Source organism: Streptomyces sp. NPDC046465 (assembly GCF_040646035.1).
GTDB lineage: Bacteria > Actinomycetota > Actinomycetes > Streptomycetales > Streptomycetaceae > Streptomyces.
Genome location: NZ_JBEYZK010000051.1, coordinates 1 through 22,065, shown reverse-complemented (window position 1 = coordinate 22,065; position 22,065 = coordinate 1). Strand labels below are relative to the sequence as shown.

Below are 22,065 nucleotides of genomic sequence, written 5' to 3'. Positions count from 1 at the left end.
GTCAGGCCGCTGCCCGACGAGCCGGGGACCACCGGCACCCCGGCCGCCTGCACGGTCGCCTTGGCGCGGATCTTGTCGCCCATCAGGGCGATGGCGTCGGCGGGCGGGCCGATGAAGGCCAGGCCCGCCTCCGCGCACGCCCGGGCGAAGTCGGCGTTCTCCGCGAGGAAGCCGTAGCCGGGGTGGACGGCCTGGGCGCCGGAGGTCGCCGCCGCCTCCAGGATGCGCTCCACGGACAGATAGCTCTCGGCGGCCGGGGCCGGGCCCAGGCGGACCGCGGTGTCGGCCGCGCGCACATGCCGGGCGTCGGCATCGGCGTCGCTGAAGACGGCGACCGAGCGGACGCCGAGCTCCCGCAGGGTGCGGATGACGCGGACCGCGATCTCGCCGCGGTTGGCGACCAGCACTGTGTCGAACATCGTCATTCGTTCCTCACATCCGAAAGACGCCGAAGCCGGGCGCAGTGTCGTCCCTCTGGGCAAGTGGGGCGCCCGCGCACGCGGTCAGGGCCAGCCCCAGGACCTGCCGGGTCTCCAGCGGGTCGATCACGCCGTCGTCCCACAGGCGGGCGGTGGCGTAGTAGGCATTGCCCTGCTCGTCGTACTGCGCGCGGATGGGGTCCTTGAAGGCCTCCTCGTCCGCGGCGGGCCACTCCTCGCCGCGGGCCTGTAGCTGGTCGCGCTTGACCGTGGCCAGCACGGAAGCGGCCTGCTCGCCGCCCATCACGGAGATCTTCGCGTTCGGCCACATCCACAGGAAGCGGGGGGAGTAGGCCCGCCCGCACATCGAGTAGTTGCCCGCCCCATACGAGCCGCCGACGACGACCGTCAGTTTGGGCACGCGGGTGCAGGCCACCGCGGTGACCATCTTCGCGCCGTGCTTGGCGATGCCACCGGCCTCATAGTCCCGGCCGACCATGAAGCCGGAGATGTTCTGCAGGAAGAGCAGGGGGATGCCGCGCTGGTCGCACAGCTCGATGAAGTGGGCGCCCTTCTGGGCGGACTCGGAGAACAGGATGCCGTTGTTCGCGACGATCCCCACCGGGTGGCCGTGGAGGTGGGCGAAGCCGGTGACCAGGGTGGTGCCGTACTCGGCCTTGAACTCCGCGAAGCGCGAGCCGTCCACCACGCGCGCGATGACCTCCCGCACGTCATAAGGGGTGCGCGAGTCCGTCGGAACCGCCCCGTACAGCCCCAGCGGGTCGACCTTGGGCTCCTCCACCGGCTGCACCGGCCAGGGCAGGGCGCCGCGTGCGGGGAGGGTGGCCACGATGGTGCGCAGGATGCGCAGGGCGTGCGCGTCGTCCTCGGCGAGATGGTCGGTTACCCCGGAGATGCGCGCGTGCACGGCGCCGCCGCCCAGTTCCTCGGCGGTGACGACCTCGCCGGTGGCGGCCTTCACCAGCGGCGGGCCGCCCAGGAAGATGGTGCCCTGCTCGCGCACGATGACCGCCTCATCGCTCATCGCCGGGACGTAGGCCCCGCCCGCGGTGCAGGAGCCGAGGACGGCGGCGAGCTGCGGGATCCCGGCGCCCGACATCCGGGCCTGGTTGTAGAAGATCCGCCCGAAGTGCTCACGGTCGGGGAACACCTCGTCCTGCATCGGCAGGAACGCACCCCCGGAGTCGACCAGGTACAGGCACGGCAGGCGGTTTTCCAGGGCCACCTCCTGGGCGCGCAGGTGCTTCTTGACCGTCATCGGGTAGTACGTGCCGCCCTTGACCGTCGCGTCATTGGCGACGATCACGCACTCGCGGCCCGAGACCCGGCCGATCCCGGCGATCACCCCGGCCGCCGGAGCACCCCCGCCGTACAGCCCGTCCGCCGCGAGTGGCGCCAGCTCCAAAAACGGCGAACCCGGGTCCAGGAGCGTGTCCACCCGCTCCCGCGGCAGCAGCTTGCCACGCGCCACATGACGGGCCCGCGCCCGCTCGCCGCCACCGAGCCGGGCCGCCGCGAGCTTGGCCCGCAACTCCCCGACCAGGGCGGCATGCGCCGCCTCGTTCACCCGCCATGCCTCGGACGCGGGATCAGCCGCGCTCACCAGCACTGGTGCCTGCCGGGTCATCGCACGCGGTCCCGGTCGCCGCTCGGGGGCGCGGCGGGGAGGAGTTCGCGGGCGATGAGCATGCGCTGGACCTCGCTCGTGCCCTCGCCGATCTCCAGGATCTTGGAGTCGCGCCACATGCGGGCGACGGGATACTCGTTCATGTAGCCGGAGCCGCCGTGGATCTGGGTGGCGTCGCGGGCGTTGTCGACGGCGACGGTCGAGGAGTAGAGCTTGGCGATGGCTGCCTGCTTCTTGAAGGGCTCGCCCGCGACCAGACGGGAGGCCGCGTCGCGCCAGCCGACGCGGGCCATGTGGGCGCGCGTCTCCATGTCGGCGAGCTTGAACTGGATGGCCTGGTTCGCGCCGATCGGCTTGCCGAAGGCGTGCCGCTGCGCGGCGTACTTCACGGACTCGTCCACGCAGCCCTGGGCGAGGCCGGTGGCGAGCGCGGAGATGGCGACGCGGCCCTCGTCGAGGATGCGCAGGAACTGGGCGTAGCCGCGGCCCTCTTCGCCGACGAGGTTGCCCACGGGCACGCGTACGTCGTCGAATGAGAGCTCTCGGGTGTCGGAGCAGTTCCAGCCCACCTTGGAGTAGGGGGCGGCGACGGTGAAGCCAGGGGTGCCGGACGGGACGATGATCGAGGAGATCAGCGGGCGTCCGTCGGCCTTGCGGCCGGTGACGGCGGTGACCGTGACCAGGACCGTGATGTCCGTGCCCGAGTTGGTGATGAAGCACTTGGAGCCGTTGATCACCCAGTGGTCGCCGTCGCGGACGGCCGTGGTGCGGGTGCCGCCCGCGTCGCTGCCCGCGCCGGGTTCCGTCAGGCCGAATGCGCCGAGTACGTCACCCGAGCACATCTTCGGCAGCCACTCGCGCTTCTGCTCCTCGGTGCCGAAGAGATAGATGGGCATGGCGCCCAGCGAGACGCCCGCCTCCAGGGTGATGGCCACGGAGGAGTCGACGCGGGCGAGCTCTTCGAGGGCGATGCCGAGCGCGAAGTAGTCGCCGCCCATCCCGCCGTACTCCTCGGGGAAGGGCAGCCCGAACAGGCCCATGCGGCCCATCTCACGGACGATCTCGTAGGGGAACTCGTGCCGCTCGTACAGATCGCCGATCTGAGGGGCGACGACGTCGTGGGCGAACGCCTCGACCGTGCGCCGGAGTTGCTCGTGCTCAGCGGTGATCCGGTGATCAAACATGCGGGGGTCCTCCCGACGTTCGGCCGCGTGGCCGGTGGGTTGGTGGCTGGCGAAAGTGTTGGCGGTGGGGCGCCGGTGTACGACGGGGGAGCCGTACACCGGCAGCCGGGTGGAGCGGGTGGGGCTACTGGGGGCCGCCGTCCACATGGATCGTCTGACCGGTGATGTACGCGGCGTCCTCGCTCGCGAGGAACGCCACCACCCCGGCGATGTCCCGCACCGAGCCGACCCGGCGCAGGGGCGACCTGGCGGCCGCCGCCCGCCGGAACTCCGCCGGATCCGCGCCCGTCCGGCGCGCGGTCTCGTCCGTCATGGCGGTGGCCACGAACCCGGGGGCGATGGCGTTGACATTGACCCCGTGCGGCCCCAGCTCGATCGCCAGGGTGCGGGTGAGGCCCTGCACGGCCGCTTTGGCGGCCGCGTAGTTGGCCTGGCCCCGGTTGCCGTCGGCGGCCACCGAACTCAGGTTGACGATCTTTCCGGACCCCTGTCGCACCATCTGCCGCCCCGCGGCGCGCGAGCAGTGGAAGGCGCCCTTCAGGTGCACGTCGACGACGGTGTCCCAGTCGTCGTCGCTCATCATGAAGAGCATGTTGTCGCGGAGGACGCCCGCGTTGTTGACGAGGACGTCGAGCCGTCCGTACTCCGTGCACGTTCGGTCGATCGCGGCGTCGACCTGCTCGGCGGACGTGACGTCGCAGCCGATGGCCAGGGCGCGACCGCCCGCCGCCCGGATCGCGGTGACGGTGCCCGCCGCGTCGCTCTCGACCAGGTCGAGAGCGACGACGGCCGCACCGTCCGCCGCGAGCCGGGCGGCCGTCGCGGCGCCGATGCCCCGGCCCGCTCCGGTGACGATCGCCACGGCGTCGGTGAGGGGGCTGCCGGAGGTCATGCGCGGTCCTTTCTCGTGTCTGGATGTCTGGATGTCTGGTGTCAGCGGGCGGTGGCCGCGGGGGCACCGCCGGTCGTGGCGATCAGGCTCTTGGGGCGCATGTCGCGCCACGAGGCCTCGACGTGGGCCAGGCAGGCCGCCCGGCTCTCCGGCCCCAGGACACTGCGCCAGCCGGCCGGTACGGCGCCGGACGCGGGCCAGAGGGAGTGCTGCTCCTCGTCGTTGACCAGGACGAGGTAGCTGCCGTCCGGGTCCTCGAACGGATGGGACATGGGTGGGGAACCTTTCTGGTGCGGCATGGCGTGGGTCAGCCCTTCGGCATGCCGGTGAGGTCGGGCTTGAGGGAGACCGGCAGGGAGCTCATGCCGTGCAGGATCGTCGAGTAGATCCAGTGCTCCTGACCGGTCTGCTCGATGTCGGTGACCATGCGGCGCAGGCCGTCGAGGACCGCTTCGATCTCCATGCGGGCGAGATAGTGCCCGAGGCAGAAGTGTGCGCCGTGGGCGAAGGTGAGGTGTTTGTTCGGCGTGCGGTCCAGGTCGAACTTGTCGGGGTCCGCGAAGACGTCGCCGTCGAAGTTGGCCGACGAGATCCAGACGCTGACCACGTCACCGGCCTTGATCTGCTGCCCGTTGACGACGATGTCGCGGGTCGCGGCACGGCCGCCGTGGATGGACGGCACGGTCCAGCGCAGCACCTCCTCGACGGCGGTGCCGAGGTCCGCTTCGCCGCTGCGCAGCCTCTTCCACTGGTCGGGATGCTGCATCAGCGCGAGGAGGCCGCCGGTGATGGCGTGGCGGCCGGTCTCGTCGCCACCGATCATCAGGCCGTAGCAGTTCGCCATCAGCTCGGCGTCGCTGAGGCGTTCGCCGTCGATCTGGCTGTTGGCGAGCAGGCTCACCACATCGTCGTGCTCGCTGTGGCGCCGGGTGCCTGCCAGGTCCGAGAAGTACAGGAGGATCTCGCTCTTGGCGGTCCAACTGTCCTCCGGCGGGGCGTCGGCGTGGTCGGAGCTCCACGCACGCGAGGTCAGACCGAGGAGATACTTGCGGTCCGAGCGCGGCACCCCGAGCAGGTCGCAGATCGCGCCGAGCGGGACGCTGCCCGAGACGTCCTCGGCGAAGTCGCACTCGCCCTTGTCGATGGCGTCCTTGAGGAGGCCGTCGACGGTCTCGCGCAGGCCCTCACGGATGTCGTGCAGCATCCGCGGCGAGAAGGCCTTCATCAGGATGTTGCGGATCTGCGCGTGGCGGACCCCGTCGGTCACCGCCAGCATCGTGCCGGCCGCGGAGTCGCCGCCGGTGAGGAGCGTGCCGAGGGCGTTGCCGCGCTCGGTGGTGAAGTGCTCCTTGTCCCGGTAGACGGCCATCGCGTCCGCGTACCGGCTGACCACCCAGAAGCCGGGCTGCGAGCCGCGCGCCTCCTGCCAGTACATCGGGCGCTCGGCGCGCAGATGGCGCCAGACCTCGGTCAGGTCCCGCTCGGCGTGCAGCCGGGGGTCGGCGAGGTCGAGGCTCGCGAGCTCCCCCGGATCGACGCTCGGCTTGGTGTTCATCATCGGTGTCTCCAGTCCGCGGTTCGCGACGGTCGCGCGGCCCGGCTGTGCGCGGTACGCACGCGGGCGGCGTCGGGTGAGCCGGTGGCGGTACGGCTCGGGGAGGAGGGAGCGGGCCCGCCTCCGGTACAGGGGCTGCCGGAGGTCGGCCTCATCGTTCGTCCGCCGGACGCGCGCCTGCCTGGCCCTGGGCCGTCGCGCTCGCGACGGCGGCGAGTCCCTCGACGGTGGGGTTGCCGATCATCTCGCGGGGAGTGATCGAGTAACCCGCGGCCCGTGCCTTGAGGATGACGGTGATGGCGAGCATGCTGTCGCCGCCGAGCGCGAAGAAGTTGCTGTCGGCGGTGACGTCGGACACGCTCAGGAGGTCGCCGAAGATACGGGCGAAGGCCTCCTCCGCCGGGGTGGCGGGCGCTCGCCCCGCCGTGTCGGCCGTCGTCGCCGGGACCGGCAGCGCTGCCCGGTCCAGCTTGCCGTTCGGTGTCGTCGGGAACGCCTCGACGGTGACGCAGGCGGCGGGCACCATGTGCTCAGGCAGGGCCAGGGCCGCGAATTCGCGCAGCTCGGCGGGGGCCGGGGCGGGCTTTCCGTAGGTCGCCGCCGGGATCACATAGGCGACGAGCTGCTGGACACCGGGCTGGTCCTCGCGGACGACGGCGACAGCCCGGTCGACCGAGGGGTGCCCGGCCAGCACGCCCGCCACTTCACCGAGCTCGATGCGGAAGCCCCGGAGCTTGACCTGGTCGTCGGCGCGGCCGTGGAAGTCGAGGCCGCCGTCCGGTCGCAGGGACACGAGGTCACCGGTGCGGTACATGCGTGAACCGTCCGCCGCGAACGGGTCGGCGACGAAGCGCTCGGCGGTGAGCGCCGGGCGCCCGAGGTATCCGCGCGCCAGGCCCGCCCCGGCGACGTAGAGCTCGCCGGGCTCACCCACGGCCGCAGGGCGCAGCTCGGCGTCGAGGACGTGGACCCGGGTGAGCGGGACGGCCGTGCCCAGCGAGGGTGTGGCGGGACCGGCCAGCGGCTCGGTCATGGTGGCGCAGACGGTCACCTCGGTCGGCCCGTACGCGTTGATCATGCGCCGGTCGCCTTCGGTCCAGCGTGTCACGAGCTCGCCGGAGCACGCCTCACCGGCCACCAACAGGCTGCGTACGCCCGGGAGTTCACCGGCGGACACGCTGGCGGCGGCGACCGGCGGCAGCACGGCGTGGCTGACGCGCAAGCCGGTGAGCACCTCGGCCAGGGCCTCGCCTGCGAGCGTGCCGGGCGGCGGGACGACCAGGGCGGCGCCCGCCTCCAGGACGGCCAGCAGCTCGAAGACGTACGCGTCGAAGCTGGGCGAGGCGAACTGCAGCAGTCGGCTGTCCGTGCCGATCGCCATCCGCTCCACCGTCGCGGCGGCCAGCGTCGCCAGACCGCGATGGGTGACGGCGACGCCCTTGGGCCTGCCGGTGGTTCCTGAGGTGTAGATGACATAGGCGAGACCGGCCGCCGACAGCGGGGCGCTCAGTTCGAAGAGCGTCGGGTCCGTGTCGGGCGCGGCCGCGAGCCGGTCGCGGGTCTCCGGCTCGTCGAGGACGAGCCGGGGCGTGCCCGGGGTCTGCGGGATCCGGGCGGCGAAGGCGCCGCCGGTGCACACCAGGGCGGGGGCCGCGTCGCCGAGGACGTACGCGATACGGTCGGCCGGGTAGGCGGGGTCGACCGGCAGGAACGCGGCGCCGGTCTTGGCGACCGCGAGGGTGGCGACGACCATGTCGACGGACCGGGGCAGCGCCAGGGCCACGAGCCTCTCGGGGCCCGCGCCGTGTGCGAGGAGAACCCGGGCGAGCCGGTTGGCCCGCCTGTTGAACTCGTCGTACGTGAGGGTCTCCTCGGCACTGACGAGCGCGGTGCCGTCGGGGCCGTCCTTGACCCGCCGCTCCAGCAGCTCGGCGAGCGTGACCGGCGCCGGGTCGGGCATGCCACCGCTCCAAGTGCTCTGTGTGGTGGTCGCCATGCCGTCCTTCTCCTCACGTGGTGCGGCCACGGACGGGACCGCACCGCCCGCCACTGTGTTCGACTGCGTCATGTCAGCACCGGCCATCCGGCGTCGGCGACTCCGAGCCGCTCCCGGGCCTCGGCGCGCAACCGCAGCCGGTCCGGCTTGCCGAGCGCGAGGACCGGAAGGGCGGTGCGCAGTTCGATGTCCGCCGGGATGTGATTGCGGGTCAGCCGCTCGGCGACGTGCCGTCGCAGGGCGTCGGCGTCCGGGGCATCCGCTCCGGCTCCGGCGGTCAGTACGACCGCGGCGCAGATCCGCTCCAGGCGATCCGCGTCCTCGACACCGAACACGGCGGCCTCCGCGACCGCGGGGTGGTCGAGGAGGGCGCGCTCGACGGACGCCGGGTAGACCTTGATGCCGTTCGACTTGATGACATCGGCGATCCGGCCGTGCAGGTGGAGGTAGCCGGCGTCGTCGAAGTGGCCGATGTCACCGGTGTGTATCCAGCCGTCGCGGACGGTGCGCGCGGTGAGCTCCGGCTCGTTCCAGTAACGCTCCATAGACCAGCGGGAGATGACACACACCTCGCCGGCCTCGCCGACGGGCAGGTCCCGGCCGTCCCCGGAGTCACGGATGACCACCCGGACGCCCTCGGGCGGGCGGCCGACGGTGGCGCGCAGGGCGGCGTCGCGGTGGTCGTCCGGGAGCAGCAGACTGATCAGGCCGCTCTCGCTCGTCCCGTACACCTGCATGATGACGGGCCCGAGGACCTCGACGGCCTTGGCCAACCGGTCCGGGGAAGCCGCGCTGCCGGTGTAGAAGAGCTCCCGCACGGTGGACAGGTCGGAGCTGTCGATGTCCGGGTGCTCGGTCAGCGCGTACACCTGGGGGGCGGACAGCACGAGCCGGGTGATGCCGTACTGCCCGATCGCCCGCAGGACCTCGCTCGCGTCGAAGGACGACTGCAGGACGACGAGACCGCCGGTGATCACGGTGTCGTCCGCGGCGAAGCCACTGGAGTGCGTCAGCGGCGCGGTGACGAGGCAGTTCGCGGGGACGCCACGGGCGGCCGAAGTGGCGACCATGTCGTTCTTCACGGCGAACGCCCAACTGACGCCCTTGGGGCGGCCCGTGGACCCGCTGGTGTACGTGACGACGGCGATGTCGCCGTTCTCCGCCGTATCCAGGTCGAACGCGTCGGCGGGGGCCGCCGTGAGGTCGACGACATCGGGACCGAAGGAACCGAGACCGGCGAGCAGCGGCCGGACGGCCGACGCGTCGCACAGCTCGCGTCCGCGGCCGACGTTGTCGGCGTCCACGGCGAGCATGGTGGCGCGGACGTCCGTGAGGATGCCGAGCTGCAGCTCGAGCGGGAGCTGGTCGAGCGGGTTGACCGCGTTGACCCCCCGGAGATGGATCACCGTGGCACCGAGCAGGTTCGCCGCCCAGCGCAGGACCAGTGTCGCGGGGGTGTTGGCATTGGTCAGGACAGCGACCACGCTCTCACTGCCGACCCCCTGTTCGCGCATCGTGTGGGCCGCGGACCTGACGGAACCGGCGAGCACACCGGCGGTGGTGGGGACGTCCTCACACACGAGGGGTGCATTCGAGGGGTTGGCCTCGAGGGCGTCCAGGATCTGCCGGACGTAATGACTATTGCCTTGCAACCACGTTCTCCAATTCGGCTCGTGGGAGCGAGGCCGTCAGCGCATCAGAAAATTGAGGCACGGCATTACGGCCTCGCGTATCGGCCCGCTGAAATGGTCGTTCACCAGATCTCAAGGTAGACGGGCCCGAGGGGCCCCGACATCCCCAGGTCTGGTAGTTATCAGAACGCCCGCAGAATGCCTTGATATTCGGACGGCGACTGTCCTAGCGTCGTACGACATGGAGATACATACGGTTGAGTCGACACCTGCCACTGTGCGCTCGGGTGTCCTTGACGCGGGGGCCCCGGCGGTCGCGAAGATTGAATCCGGGGATCTGGTGAGTTACCCCGACACCTGGACCAACTGGAACAACGAGTTGGCGTTCGGGATGTCCTTCGAAGAACTCGTGGACGTGCGTCGGCGCAACCCCGGCTGCCCGTACCCGCTCATAGGTCCTGTGGAGGTCGCGGGCGCGGAGCCGGGCGACGTGATCGAGTGCCGGCTCACCGAACTGCGCACCCGCGACTGGGGCTGCAACGCCTCCCACCCCGGCTCCGGAGCGCTGCGTGACGACTTCTCGGAGCCGTACATGCACTACTTCCGGTTCGACGACGACCGCCGTACGGCGACCTACGCGCAGGGAACCACCGTGCCCCTCGCCCCGTTCCTGGGCGTCCTCGGCGTGGAGCCCGAGGGGGACGAGCCGGTCGGCGCGCTGCTCGCAGGGCCCTACGGCGGCAACCTGGTGCTGCGCGAACTGACCGTCGGCTCCTCGCTGTTCCTGCCGGTGGCCAAGCCGGGCGGACGGGTGTGGGTGGGCGACGTCCACGCCGCGCAGGGCGACGGCATGGTGGACCAGACGGGCATCAAGTCGGCCGCCGAGGATCTGCGCATCCGCTACGACCTGCACAAGTCCGTCGCGCTTGACGCGCCGCTCGCCGAGACGCCCACGCACTGGATCGGCTTCGGTTTCGCCGACAACCTCGACGACGCGCTGCTCGCCTGTCTGCGTGGCCTGGTCAAGTGGCTGCCCGCCGCGGCGGGCGTCACGGCGGCAGAGGCGTACGCGCTGTGCAGCATGGCGGTGAGCTTCCGCATCACCCAGTACGCGGACCAGCGGGGCTCCTCGTACAGCTCGCTGCCGCCGAAGACGGTCCACGGCATGGTGGCGAAGGACCTCTTCCCCGCCGAGGTCCAGGAGCGGATCGGCGCCTGGCTGCGACCGGACGCCCGGTGACGGCGCACCCCCGAGCCGCGCGCCCCCGGCGCACCTCCATCCCCCACCGCGTATGCCCGATATCGAGAAGGATGCCGTCATGAGCGAGCCGATTACCTATCAGCAGCACTGGGACCGGACGGATCATTTCGATCCGCCGACCCTTCTGCTGGATCTCAGCCGGGAACGGCCGCTGGCGAAAATGACGTATCCCAGCGGTCATGTCGGCTGGCTGGTCACGGGTCACGAGCTGGCCCGGGAAGTCCTCAGCAATCCCGTATTCAGTCACAATTACGGGATCGGGCACTTCCCGATCACCAAGAAGGGCAAGCAGATTCCACCGCTGCCGGTGATGCCCGGAATGTTCATTCATATGGACCCGCCGGACCACACCAGGTACCGGAAGCTGCTGACGGGTGAATTCACCACCCGCCGGATGAACCAGTGGGCCGAGCGCGTCGATGTCCTGGCCGCCGAACAGCTCAAGACGGTGCGTGAGCAGGGCACGTCCGCCGACCTGGTCTCGACGTTCGTCCGCCCGCTGGTGCTGCGCGTCATCTGCGAACTGATCGGCATTCCGTACGAGGAGTGCGAGCGGATCGCGCAGCTGCCGGACACCGGGAACGACGAGAGCATCCCGCTGGAGGAGGAACTCGCGGCCGGCCGTGAATCCTTCTTCTACGTACGCGACCTCGTCGAGCGGAAGCGGAAGGAGCCGGGCGACGACATGCTGAGCCGGCTGATCGCCGCCGACTCGCTGACCGACCAGGAAATCACCAACATGATTCTCCTGGTGTTCGTCGCGGGTTACTCCACCACCGAGGCCGCGCTGACGTGCAGCACGCTGGCGCTGCTGCACCACACCGAGCAGCTCGACCGGTTCCGTGCGGACCCGAGGTCAGCGAACGCGGTCGAGGAACTGCTGCGCTACACGACCGTCAATCAGTACCAGATCTTCCGTACCGCCCTTGAGGACATCGAGTTGGGCGGGGAGACGGTCAAGAAGGACGACAGCGTCACTGTCTCGCTGCCCGCGGCCAACCGGGACCCCGCCAAGTTCGGGTGCCCGCACGCGCTGGACCTGGATCGGGAGACCTCCGGGCAGATGGCCTTCGGCTACGGCGTGCACATGTGTCTCGGCCAGAACCTGGCGCGCATCGTCATCGGAGCCGGACTGCGCACGCTGGTCGAGGAGTTCCCCGGCCTCGCGCTGGCCGTTCCGGTCGAGGAGGTTCCGCTGCGCGGCCGCTCCACGGTGGTCAGCCTGTTGGAGCTGCCCGTCACCTGGTGACGGGCTGAGCGTCGGATGATGCGAGGGTGATACGAGGATGATGCGAGGGTGATACGGGAAGGGGGCCGACGGCAACTGCCGTCGGCCCCCTTCCCGTGGGTCGTGTCCCGTATGTCGGAGGTCACGCCGCCGTCATGGCGTCATGCCGTCATGGCGACGCGGATGATCTGGCCGGTGACGGCCGCGGAGGCCTCGTCGGCCAGGAACCGTACGGTGTCGACCACTTCGGCCGCGTAGGCCGAACCGCCCCCGGCAGGCGAGCCGGAGAGGTCGGCGACGGACAGCTCCGGTGCGACGACGTTGGCCGTGATGCCGAACGGCCGCAGCTCCAGGGCGATCGTCCTGACGAACCCGGCCAGGCCCGTCTCGACGACCGAGTCGCGCCCCGGCCCGGACGGCTCGCCGCCCGCGACGTCGGCGAGTGCGAGAATCCGGCCGCCACCATTCTTGATCATGGGTTCGATGACCGCCCGACTGGTGAGGAACACCCCCCGCAGGGGATCACCGACGGTCTCGGCCCAGCCTTCGTCGGACAGCTCGTGCAACGGGCCCCGACCGACGGCGCCCACGCAGTTCAAGAGAACACCCGGGGCGCCCAGTTCGGCACAGACCCGGCTGAGCGCGGCCTCCACGGAGCCCGCGTCGGTGACGTCGGACTCCACGAACAGGCACCGCCGCCCCGCCCCCGCGATCCGCAGGACGGTGTCGGCGTGCGCTTCCTCGTCCGTGCCGATCAGCGCGATGTCCAGGCCGTGCTCGGCCAGCCGGACCGACGCGTCGGCGCCGATACCCCGGGCGGCGCCGTTCACCATGGCGACTCGAGCCATGCTTCGTTCCTCTCTCGATGGTCGATGGTCGATGGTTGGTGGTTGGTGGTCGGTGGTTGGTGGTGTCAGGCGGTGGGCACCGGCGCGCGCTCCACGAAGGAGAGCAGGGTCGCGAGGACGTGGTCGTGCACCTCGTTCATGCGGGCCGGTGTGAAGCACTTGGCGCTGTAGGGCATTTCGATGCTGAGTCGCCCGTACACGGTCATCGGAGACGCCACCAGCGCGCCTGCCCCGGCCTCCGGGACCCACTTGGAGGAGATGGCGAACTTGCGCATGTCGGTGATGTCGAGGCCGCGCGGCGCGGGCGGTCCCTGCACACTGCCCACGTTCGGCATCACGAGACTCGCCGTAAGTACGGCGGGGTTCTCCAACAGCCGGGGCAGCGACTGGAGTTCGAGGGCAGGCTCGCCCTGATCGATCGCGTCGCGCAGACGCGCCGTGATCCGGCGGCCCAACTCGACGAGGTCGCCGCCCACGGGCACGTCGACGACGTCGAGGAACCAGGAAGCGGCCGGGATCAGGACGTCCCGCCCGAGCGCCGGTGCGAGTCGGGAGCGCAGGTCGACGGGGGAGACGAAGCTCAGCCGGTGGCCGGGCTCGTACCCGGGCCCGTAGCCGTCCCGGACCGCGGTCAGCAGCGCCGCGCCGACCAGACCGTGCACGGAGACCCCGGCACTCTTGGCGAACGCGACCAGTCCGGCGGTCTGTTCGCGGGACAGCCGGATCCGGCACACGTCCATCAGCGCGCCCTCGCCGTCCTGCGAGGCGTCCGCGGTGAACGGGAGCACGGCCAGGGGGTGCGCGGAGGTCCGCTCGGTGCGGTCCTTCACGTACGCGGTGACGTCGTCCTCGGAGCACGGCGCCAGCAGATCGTCGACGGCCACGGGCCACGACTCCCGCGCACTGTCCGACTCCCGCGCACTGTCCGGCTCCTGGAACGTGCCCTCCTGGATCTCCGAGTAGGTGCTCCATATCTCGTTGCACAGGACGGTCGCGCTGTGCCCGTCGCAGATGACGTGGTCGATGCCCAGGACGAAGGTGGACTCGGCCCCGGCGTCGCCGCGGAAGAGGGTGGCGCGGACCAGCGGGCCACCGGCAGGCAGCGGCCGGTTGAGCTGGCCGGTGAGGTCGTCGGGGCCCGTCGCGTGGCGCACCTCCAAGCGCGGCAGTCCGGCTTCCTCAAGGAGTTCGAGGAAGGCCTCGTCGCCGTCCAGGACCACCCGGCTGCGCAGCGACCGGTGCTGGGCGACCTTCGCGGCGAACGCCGCGGCCAGCAACTCCTCGTCGACTTCACCGCGCACCGTACAGACGGTTGTCGCGAGGGTCCTGATTTCACCGACGTACAGAATTTCCGAGAGGGACAGCTTGCGTCGCATACAGATCTTTTCTCCAGACATGACTCGGCGCCGTCACGCTAGAGCGGATTCCGGCAGCCGCGCATCCCTCGGTCTGGTAGTTCCGGGCACACGGGTATCCGGGTATCGCAGCCGGAAATCCGCGGTGCCCGCGGCGAGTTCCCGCAGAACCGGCGATGTCTTACCAGGCTGAGGGATGTGCGCACCCGTCGTTCGGTACTAGCGTCGCCGAATGGCATGCCGGGAGTTCACATCCAGTGTGTCCGAGGAAGTGCTGCAATTGCCTTTCCACTGCTGACCGACCACTGCGTGAGGAGATTCATGCGCTGTCGCGACATTCCACCGCCCCTTCAGGCACGACGCGAGAGGGCATGCGCGTGAAAGCCGTCTACGCGGCCCACCCGGACCCCCACGATCCGCTGTCCGCCCTGGTTCTCGGCGAACGCCCCGACCCGGTCGTCCCCGAGGGCTGGTCGCGGGTCCGGGTCCGGGCCGTCTCTCTCAACCACAAAGACCTGTGGACCCTGCGGGGCGTCGGGCTGAACTACGACAAGTACCCCCGGATCCTGGGCTGCGAAGCGGCCGGCGAGGACCCGGACGGTCGTCGGGTGACGCTCTACCCCGTACTGGACTCCCCGCCGGGCACGACGGACGAGACGCTGGTCCTGCCGGCCGCGCAGCTCGTCGGGGCGCGGCCCGGCACTCTCGCCGAGTACATCGCGGCGCCCGCGGCCTGCCTGCTGCCGGTGCCGGACCACCTCACGTGGGCAGAGGCCGCCTGCTTGATGTGCACGTGGCTGCCGGCGTACCGGATGCTGTTCACCAAAGCCGAACTGCTGCCCGGCAACTCCGTGCTCGTACAGGGCGCCGCGGGCGGCCTGTCCACCGCTCTGATCCAGCTCGGGGCGGCGGCCGGTCTCCGCGTCCACGTCACCAGCCGTACCGCCGAGAAGCGGGAACTGGCCCGCAGCCTCGGCGCCCACGCCGTGTTCGAGTCCAACGCGGACCTGCCCGAGCAGGTCGACGCCGTCATCGACAGCGTCGGCAAGGCGACCTGGACGCATTCGCTGCGCAGCGTGCGCAACGGCGGCACCGTCGTCGTCGCGGGCGCGACCACCGGCGATGTGTCGCCCGCGCGGCTGCACCGGATCTACTTCCACCAGATCAAGATCGTCGGATCGTTCAGTGGCACACGTGACGAGTACGCGCGGATGCTGGCACTGATGAACACCACGGGCATCAGGCCGCTGGTGGACGAGGTGCTGTCGGTGCGGGACGCGCCCTTGGCGTTCAAGCGCCTGTCGGACGGCGACGTACGCGGCAATCTCGTGCTGTCCTGGCCGTAGGGAGCCCGTACAGGAGCTGGTAAGACGAAGAGGCGGTGCCCGGGACGACTCCGGGCACCGCCTCTTGCATGGAGCCGCCGGGCCGCCGGGCCGGCTCACCCGCGCGTGCGGCTCAGCCGCGTCCCTCTCCCCGGCCACGCAGCAGCTCCGCGGTGCGGAAGGCGAGCTCGACCGCACGGTCCGGCGTCAGACGCGGCCCGTCGACGGCACGTCGGGCACCTGCGGTCTCGATACGGATACCACCGGCGTGCGTACCGAGACGGTGGTGCGTCCCGAAGAAGCCGGTGACCTCGTCGAGCGCGGCGTCGAAGTCCACGCCCAGGCCTGCGGGCGTATTCGCGGCCACGGGCGTGTTCGCGGACAGCGGGTCGCACTGCCACACCACTTGGCGGCCGGTCGCCGCCACGCGCTCGACGACCGGCGGCAGCGCCTCGCGGATACGCTCGCTCCCCATCGCCACGCTCAGGGTCAGCCGCCCGGGATCGGCGTGCGGATCGAGCTGCTCCACCAGGTCGGCGGTCCGCGCAGGGTCGGTGCCGGGGCCGACCCGCAGGCCGAACGGACCCGCCGAGCCACCGGCGAAGGCGGTCAGCTGATCGGCCCGATCGGCCCGATCGGCCCAGAGAAAGTGCGCCGAGCCGCTGTACACCGGGGCGGGCATCCGACGGGACGTGTAGACCTCTGTGGCGTGCGCCGTTCGGTCGGTGAAGCCGCTGGACGCCATGAAGCGCAGGGCACGGCCGATCGTGTCATGCAGTGTCCGATGGTGCCGCCCGGCCGGAGCGGTCCGCACGAAGTCGGCGTTCCAGCCATGGACCCGGCGCAGGTCTGCGGTCTCGCCGTGGCAGAGGCCCCGGAACAGGTTCATGGCGGCGGCCGACGTGTCGTCATCACCGGGGGCCTCGCCGACTGCTCCGCCGGACCTCGCGTAGGGCCCGCAGACCTGGGCCAGTTTCACCACCGGCAAACCGGTCGCGTACATCAGGACGAGGCTGACCTGGTGCAGCGCGCGCAGGTTCGCGGTCAGTTGCTCAAGCACCGCTCCGCCGCCGAGCCCGGTGCTGTCGCCGCCCTGGATCAGGAACGCCTCGCCCCGGGCCACGGCCGCAAGGCGGACCTTCAGGCGCTCTGTCTCGGCCGGGTGAACCAGGGGCACGGCCGTGCGCGAGTTCTCCCGCACGGAGTGTGCTGCGTTCGGGTGCTCGGGCTCGGCTGCGTCAAGTGCGTCAAGCGGGACGAGTGAGGTGAGAGGGGTCAGTGAGGTGGGGGCGGTGAGGGGGGCGGGGGCGGTGAGTGCTTCCAGGATCCGGCCGTCGAGAGGTGAGTCGTCGAAAGGTGCGTGCCGCGTCCGCGCGGAGAGCGGGGTGAGGTGGGCCACGGCGGGCCGCTCAGCCGACGGGCCGGCTGGTGATGCCCGCCGCGACGTCGTGGTACTCGTCGTTGTCGACGAGGGTACGCACCTGCTCGACCCCGTCCCGGACAGTGAGGTGGCGCCGCCCCTTGAGGATGGACTGGCCGTCGTCCGAGGCGCGGCTGCAGAGCATCGGGCCGCCCTCGCCCGGTTCGGCACCGGCCAGCTTCTCGTTCACCTTGCTCTCGAACTCGGACCAGGCGGCGGGTTCGCGTGCGGTGAGCGTGAAGCGGTAGACCACGTGCCAGCGGCCGCCCTGCGCGCAGCGCTGGAGCACGAGTGTGTGGCCGTCCTCGACCAGCCGGTACCGAACGCCGTACTGGACCTGCACCTCGTCGCCGACGAGCAGCGGTTCGAGGAACGACGGTCCCGCGTAGCCGACGTCCACCAGCCACTTCTCGTCGTGGAGCGTGACGAGGACGAGCATGTGCTCGACGTCCGTACCGAAGAGCTGTGCGCCCTCGACGGTGCTGCCGCCCAACAGCGCGGCATCAAAGCCCAATTCATGCAGCAGCCGGAAGAAGAGGCGGCTCAGCTGAATGCATCCGCCGCCCCGGCCCTCGGCGACCACTACATCGAAGGTCGCGTCCTCGTCGATGTCGACGAGAACGACTCCGGATGTGCGCGGAGAGGGCGGCAGCGTCAGTGAACTGACGCTGTTGTAGGGAATCGCCATGAGGTGCTTCTTGTGCAACGCCCGCAGAGTCTCGATATCGGGCTTTACCTCCTCTCCCTCATGGCCTATGCGCCGCAGATACTCATCGACGTCGAACACATTCATCACCTGATTCTCGTCGGGTGGCCCCGGCGCCGGTCGCCGTGAGGGGCGACCGGCGCCGAGGCACTTGTCGGTCGGAGACTCCGTCAGCCGGGATCTCCGTCAGCCGGGATCTCCGTCAGTCGGGATCTCCGTCAGTCGGTCGACCGCTCGGCCATCCGGTCGCGCAGGAGAGCCGCGAGCATCGACGGCGTCGGGTGATCGAAGACCACGCTGGATGGCAGCTTCGTGCCGCTCAGCTCGACCAGCCGGTTGCGCAGCTGCATGGCGGTCAACGAGTCGAACCCGATCTCGAAGAGGCCCTGGTCGGCAACGAGCGAGTCGGCCGAGGAGTGGCCCAGGACCGCGGCGATCTGCGTACGGACCATGTCGAGCAGGAGTTCCTCTTGCTCGACGGCGGACACCGCCGCCAGCCGGTCGGCCAGCTGAGCCCGCTCGTCGACGGAGACGGAGGCCTGGGCCAGCGGGCGCCGCCTGCGGCCCGGCCCACGCGGGTGGACCTGGCCCCGCGCCCCGCCGCCGAGCTGTTCGGCGGCAAGCGGCCGCGAGGCGATGGACCGCATCGTCAGCACCGGTGTGCCGGTCTCGTCGGCAGCCTCGAACGACAGCGTGCCGTCACCGCTCGGGGCCAGCCGGATCCGCAGAGCCGCCGCGCCCTCCGCGTGCAGGACCACTCCGCTCCACGAGGAGAGGAGAACCGCGTCCCCGTCGGACTCGGCGAGGTCACGGGTGACGGACAGCACGGGCTGCGTGGCCGCGTCGAGGAGCGCCGGGTGGAGTCCGAACCTGCCTGCCTCTTCCTGACGGGCGTCGTCCAGGGCGGCTTCGGCGAAGAGTTCCTCGCCACGGCTCCATACCGCCCGCAGGCCCTGGAAGGCCGGGCCGTGGACGTACCCGTGCTTGGTCAGCGCGGTGTAGAAATCGGTGAGGTCGACCGGTTCGGCACCGGCCGGCGGCCACTGACCGAAGTCGGCGCCCCCACCGCTGCCGAGACCGAGACCGGCTGCGGACAGTGCCGCCTCCGCGGAGAGGGTGCCGTACGCGTGCCGCGTCCACTGCTGCCCGCTCTCACCGGCAGCACCGCTCTCACCGGCAGCACCGGACGAGGAGTACACGGCGACGGAACGACGGCACATCGCGTCCTCGCCACCGACGGCGACATGGACCTTGACTGAACCCTCCTCCGGCAGCGTCAGCGGGGCATCCAACACCAGCTCGTCCAACACCTCGTAGCCGAACTCGTCACCGGCACGGATCGCCAGGTCGACATAGGCCGCGCCCGGGACCAGCGCCGCGCCGTGGACGGTGTGGTCGGCCAGCCAGGGCTGCGTACGCAGCGACCAGTGCGAGGTGAGGAGCAAGCCGTCCGACTGCGGCAGCTCGACGACGGCATCGACGAGCGGGTGCCCGGACGTGGTGCGGCCGAGAGCACCCGCGAGCGGGGCCGACTTCGTCTTCTCGATCCAGTAGTGCTGGTGGTCGAAGGCGTAGGTGGGGAGGGTGAGGTGGTGCTGGGTGGCCCCGGCCGGGAGGAGGGGAGCCCAGTTGATGTCGATGCCCTGTACGAAGGCTTCGGCGAGGGAGGTGAGCATGCGGTGCATGCTGCCTTCGCCGCGGCGCAGGGTGCCCAGGAGGACGGGGGCGCTTTCGGTGAGGTCGGTGGTTTCCGTGATGGGCTGGAGGAGGACGGGGTGGGGGCTGATTTCGATGAAGACGCCGAAGCCGTCCCCCGCCAACTGGCGTATGGCGGGTTCGAAGTGGACGGTCTGGCGCAGGTTTCGGTACCAGTAGGTGGCGTTGAGGGTGTCGGGTTCGGTGATCCAGGTCTGGTCGACGGTGGAGAAGAACGGAATCGCCGGAGCGCTGGCCGTAATACCGGAGAGGTGAGCGGCCAGGGTGTCTTCGATGGTTTCGACGTGGTGGGTGTGGGAGGCGTAGTCGACGGCGATGCGTCGGACGCGGGTGCCCTGGGCTTCCAGCACGGCGAGGAGTTCGTCGAGGCGGGTGGGGTCGCCTGCGATGACGGTGGAGGTGGGGCCGTTGATGGCGGCGATCTCCACCCCGTCCCCGTCCGTGAGCAGGGTGCGGATGTCGTCGGCGGGCAGGTTGATGGAGGCCATGGCGCCTGCTCCGGAGAGCAGCTGTCCGATGGCCTGGCTGCGTAGGGCGACGATGCGGGCTGCGTCGTTGAGGGTGAGTGCTCCGGCGATGCAGGCGGCGGCGATTTCGCCTTGGGAGTGGCCCAGGACGGCGTCGGGGGTGATGCCTGCGGTCTGCCAGAGGGTGGCGAGTCCGAGCATGACGGCGAAGCTGGTGGGCTGGAGGATGTCGACCCGGTCCAGGCTGTTCAGGTCGTCCTGGCCGCGCAGGATGTCGGTCAGTGACCAGTCGACGTACGGGGCCAGGGCCTGTTCGCATTCGGCGATCCGTGCCGCGAACGCGGGGGAGGTGTCCAGGAGTTCGCGTCCCATGCCCACCCACTGAGCGCCCTGTCCGGGGAAGACGAACACCGTTCCGCCGGGGCCATTGCCTCCGCCGGGGGTCAGGTTCTTCGTCAACGCCGCGTCGGACTCACCACGCGCCAACGCGCGCAGGCTGTCGCGCAGTTGGTCGCGGGAGCCCGCGACGATCACGGCGCGGTCGGAGTGGAGTGCGCGGTCGGACAGGAGCGACGCGGCGACACCGGCCAGCGGGATGTTCTCGTTGGTCTCGACGTACGCGGCGAGTCGCTGTGCCTGACCGGCCAGCGCGCCCGCGCCCTTGGCCGACACCACGAACGGCAGGACGGCATCGCCATCGGCTACCGGGGTGGGTGCGGAGCTCTGCTCCGCCTCCACCTCGTCCTCAAGGGACTCGGGTGCCTGCTCCAGAATCACGTGGGCGTTGGTGCCGCTGACGCCGAAGGAGGAGATGCCCGCGCGGCGGGGGTGTTCGGTCTCGGGCCAGGGGCGTGCTTCGGTGAGCAGTTCCACCGCGCCTGCCGTCCAGTCGACCTGCGACGTCGGCTCGTCGACGTGGAGAGTGGCGGGCAGGACGCCGTGCTGCATCGACTCGACCATTTTGATCACACTGGCCACGCCCGAAGCGGCTTGCGCATGACCGATGTTGGACTTGACTGAGCCGAGCCACAACGGCCGGTCCTCCGCGCGGCCTTGGCCGTACGTGGCAAGGAGTGCCTGCGCCTCGATCGGGTCACCCAGCCTGGTGCCGGTGCCGTGTGCTTCCACGGCGTCGACGTCCGTGGCAGCCAGGCCCGCGCTCGTCAGGGCCTTGCGGATGACTCGCTGCTGTGCGGGGCCGTTCGGGGCGGTGAGTCCGTTGGACGCGCCGTCCTGGTTGACGGCCGAGCCGCGGACGACGGCGAGGACCTTGTGCCCGTTCTTGCGCGCCTCGGAAAGTCGCTCAAGGAGCAGGACACCGACACCCTCGGCCCAGCCGGTGCCATCGGCAGTGGAGGAGAACGCCTTCACCCGGCCGTCGGCGGCCAGACCACGCTGACGCGAGAAGCCGATGAACGTGTCCGGGCTGGACATCACCGTGGCTCCGCCGGCGAGGGCCATGGTGCATTCGCCCTGGCGCAGTGCTTGTGCGGCGAGGTGGAGGGCGACGAGGGAGGAGGAGCAGGCGGTGTCGACGGTGACGGCGGGGCCTTCGAAGCCGAGGGTGTAGGAGACGCGGCCGGAGGCGACGCTGCCGGCGCTGCCGGTGCCTGCGAAGCCTTCGAGTTCGGCGGGGATGCCGTCGCCGGAGGAGTAGCCCTGGCCCATGACGCCGGAGAAGACGCCGATGTCGGCGCCGTGCAGGGTGTGGGGGTTGATGCCTGCGCGTTCGATGGCTTCCCAGGAGGTTTCCAGGAGGAGGCGTTGTTGGGGGTCCATGGCGGTGGCTTCGCGGGGGGAGATGCCGAAGAAGGCGGCGTCGAAGTGGCCTGCCTGGTGGAGGAATCCGCCGCGTTGGACGTAGGAGGTGCCGGGGTGGTCGGGGTCGGGGTCGAAGAGGGTGTCGAGGTTCCAGCCGCGGTCGGTGGGGAAGTCGGACAGGCCGTCGCGGCCTTCGTTGACCAGCTGCCACAGGTCCTCGGGGCCCGTGACGCCGCCGGGCAGGCGGCATGCCATACCCACGATCACGATCGGGTCGTCGTCGGTGGCGATGGTGGTGGCGGCGCTGGTGGGGGTGTCGTTGGTGGTCGTCTGTCCGCTGAGTTCGTCGCGGAGGTGGCGCGCGAGTGCCTTGGGGGCGGGGTAGTCGAAGATCAGCGTGGCGGGGAGCTTGACGCTGGTCGCGGTGCTGAGTCGGTTACGGAGCTCGACCGCCGTCAGCGAGTCGAAACCGGCGTCCTTGAACGCCTTGTCCGACTCGACGCGCTCTGCCGTCGCGTGGCCAAGGACGGCAGCTGTGTGGTTGCGGACCAGATCCAACAGGAGTTTTTCCTGGTCGGTGGGGGTGAGGGTGGTGAGTTGGTGGGTGAGGTTGTTGTGGTGGTGGGTGGTGTGGGCGGTGGGTCGGGTGGGGT

The 22,065-nt window shown here is 70.5% G+C and carries 16 protein-coding genes; 3 read left to right on the top strand and 13 right to left on the bottom strand.

Annotation, left to right across the window (positions count from 1 at the left end; all coding sequences use genetic code 11):
* The 8 genes from ABZ953_RS38610 to ABZ953_RS38575 all read right to left on the bottom strand — a co-directional run.
* Nucleotides 1-425 (bottom strand): biotin carboxylase N-terminal domain-containing protein (locus ABZ953_RS38610; RefSeq protein ID WP_361734093.1); only part of this gene is annotated, 425 nt, incomplete at its 3' end.
* Between the two features lie 7 nt (nt 426-432).
* Nucleotides 433-2,067, bottom strand: coding sequence for a carboxyl transferase domain-containing protein (locus tag ABZ953_RS38605; protein ID WP_361734091.1), 1,635 nt, complete (start codon nt 2,065-2,067; stop codon nt 433-435).
* Nucleotides 2,064-3,251: an acyl-CoA dehydrogenase family protein gene (locus tag ABZ953_RS38600; protein ID WP_361734090.1), complete on the bottom strand. Its 1,188-nt coding sequence runs from the start codon at nt 3,249-3,251 to the stop codon at nt 2,064-2,066. Before ABZ953_RS38600 ends, ABZ953_RS38605 begins: the two co-directional genes overlap by 4 nt.
* A gap of 124 nt (nt 3,252-3,375) precedes the next feature.
* Nucleotides 3,376-4,143 (bottom strand): 3-oxoacyl-ACP reductase FabG, encoded by a 768-nt coding sequence (gene fabG, locus ABZ953_RS38595; protein WP_361734088.1) that lies wholly within the window; start codon nt 4,141-4,143, stop codon nt 3,376-3,378.
* 41 nt (nt 4,144-4,184) lie between these two features.
* Nucleotides 4,185-4,415: an MbtH family protein gene (locus ABZ953_RS38590; RefSeq protein ID WP_361734086.1), complete on the bottom strand. Its 231-nt coding sequence runs from the start codon at nt 4,413-4,415 to the stop codon at nt 4,185-4,187.
* Nucleotides 4,416-4,450: 35 nt separating this feature from the next.
* Entirely contained in the window at nt 4,451-5,701 is a 1,251-nt protein-coding gene (locus tag ABZ953_RS38585) for a cytochrome P450 (protein ID WP_361734084.1), read from the bottom strand.
* Nucleotides 5,702-5,849: 148 nt separating this feature from the next.
* Nucleotides 5,850-7,766 (bottom strand): non-ribosomal peptide synthetase, encoded by a 1,917-nt coding sequence (locus ABZ953_RS38580; protein WP_361734082.1) that lies wholly within the window; start codon nt 7,764-7,766, stop codon nt 5,850-5,852.
* Nucleotides 7,763-9,346 carry a long-chain fatty acid--CoA ligase gene (locus ABZ953_RS38575; RefSeq protein ID WP_361734080.1) on the bottom strand — a complete coding sequence of 528 codons (1,584 nt, stop codon included), beginning with the start codon at nt 9,344-9,346 and terminating at the stop codon, nt 7,763-7,765. Before ABZ953_RS38575 ends, ABZ953_RS38580 begins: the two co-directional genes overlap by 4 nt.
* Nucleotides 9,347-9,665: 319 nt before the next feature.
* Between ABZ953_RS38575 and ABZ953_RS38570 the strand changes: the two genes are divergently transcribed.
* Both ABZ953_RS38570 and ABZ953_RS38565 read left to right on the top strand, forming a co-directional pair.
* Nucleotides 9,666-10,565 (top strand): acetamidase/formamidase family protein, encoded by a 900-nt coding sequence (locus tag ABZ953_RS38570; protein WP_361734079.1) that lies wholly within the window; start codon nt 9,666-9,668, stop codon nt 10,563-10,565.
* Nucleotides 10,566-10,644: 79 nt separating this feature from the next.
* Nucleotides 10,645-11,835 (top strand): cytochrome P450, encoded by a 1,191-nt coding sequence (locus tag ABZ953_RS38565; protein ID WP_361734077.1) that lies wholly within the window; start codon nt 10,645-10,647, stop codon nt 11,833-11,835.
* 140 nt (nt 11,836-11,975) lie between these two features.
* Here ABZ953_RS38565 and ABZ953_RS38560 read toward each other — a convergent pair whose 3' ends face one another.
* Both ABZ953_RS38560 and ABZ953_RS38555 read right to left on the bottom strand, forming a co-directional pair.
* On the bottom strand, nt 11,976-12,662 hold the full coding sequence (locus tag ABZ953_RS38560) for an SDR family oxidoreductase (protein WP_361734075.1): 687 nt from the start codon (nt 12,660-12,662) through the stop codon (nt 11,976-11,978).
* 65 nt (nt 12,663-12,727) lie between these two features.
* Entirely contained in the window at nt 12,728-14,038 is a 1,311-nt protein-coding gene (locus ABZ953_RS38555) for a condensation domain-containing protein (RefSeq protein ID WP_361734073.1), read from the bottom strand.
* A 356-nt stretch (nt 14,039-14,394) separates the two neighbouring features.
* Here ABZ953_RS38555 and ABZ953_RS38550 point away from each other — a divergent pair, with 356 nt between their 5' ends.
* Nucleotides 14,395-15,363, top strand: coding sequence for a zinc-binding dehydrogenase (locus ABZ953_RS38550; RefSeq protein WP_361734095.1), 969 nt, complete (start codon nt 14,395-14,397; stop codon nt 15,361-15,363).
* A 112-nt stretch (nt 15,364-15,475) separates the two neighbouring features.
* Here the strand turns inward: ABZ953_RS38550 and ABZ953_RS38545 are convergent, their stop codons facing one another.
* From ABZ953_RS38545 to ABZ953_RS38535, 3 genes are all read right to left on the bottom strand, one after another.
* Nucleotides 15,476-16,741 (bottom strand): 3-deoxy-7-phosphoheptulonate synthase, encoded by a 1,266-nt coding sequence (locus ABZ953_RS38545; RefSeq protein WP_361734071.1) that lies wholly within the window; start codon nt 16,739-16,741, stop codon nt 15,476-15,478.
* A 10-nt stretch (nt 16,742-16,751) separates the two neighbouring features.
* Complete coding sequence (locus ABZ953_RS38540) at nt 16,752-17,555, bottom strand: arylamine N-acetyltransferase (protein ID WP_361734070.1); 804 nt, start codon at nt 17,553-17,555, stop codon at nt 16,752-16,754.
* A gap of 131 nt (nt 17,556-17,686) precedes the next feature.
* A partial coding sequence (locus tag ABZ953_RS38535; protein ID WP_361734068.1) for a beta-ketoacyl synthase N-terminal-like domain-containing protein occupies nt 17,687-22,065 on the bottom strand: 4,379 nt, incomplete at its 5' end.

Excerpts from the sequence above, each read along its gene's own strand:
- ABZ953_RS38605 (WP_361734091.1), bottom strand. The coding sequence starts at position 2,067 with ATGACCCGGCAGGCACCAGTGCTGGTGAGCGCGGCTGATCCCGCGTCC.
- ABZ953_RS38600 (WP_361734090.1), bottom strand. The coding sequence starts at position 3,251 with ATGTTTGATCACCGGATCACCGCTGAGCACGAGCAACTCCGGCGCACG.
- fabG (WP_361734088.1), bottom strand. The coding sequence starts at position 4,143 with ATGACCTCCGGCAGCCCCCTCACCGACGCCGTGGCGATCGTCACCGGA.
- ABZ953_RS38590 (WP_361734086.1), bottom strand. The coding sequence starts at position 4,415 with ATGTCCCATCCGTTCGAGGACCCGGACGGCAGCTACCTCGTCCTGGTC.
- ABZ953_RS38585 (WP_361734084.1), bottom strand. The coding sequence starts at position 5,701 with ATGATGAACACCAAGCCGAGCGTCGATCCGGGGGAGCTCGCGAGCCTC.
- ABZ953_RS38580 (WP_361734082.1), bottom strand. The coding sequence starts at position 7,766 with ATGACGCAGTCGAACACAGTGGCGGGCGGTGCGGTCCCGTCCGTGGCC.
- ABZ953_RS38565 (WP_361734077.1), top strand. The coding sequence starts at position 10,645 with ATGAGCGAGCCGATTACCTATCAGCAGCACTGGGACCGGACGGATCAT.
- ABZ953_RS38560 (WP_361734075.1), bottom strand. The coding sequence starts at position 12,662 with ATGGCTCGAGTCGCCATGGTGAACGGCGCCGCCCGGGGTATCGGCGCC.
- ABZ953_RS38555 (WP_361734073.1), bottom strand. The coding sequence starts at position 14,038 with ATGCGACGCAAGCTGTCCCTCTCGGAAATTCTGTACGTCGGTGAAATC.
- ABZ953_RS38540 (WP_361734070.1), bottom strand. The coding sequence starts at position 17,555 with ATGAATGTGTTCGACGTCGATGAGTATCTGCGGCGCATAGGCCATGAG.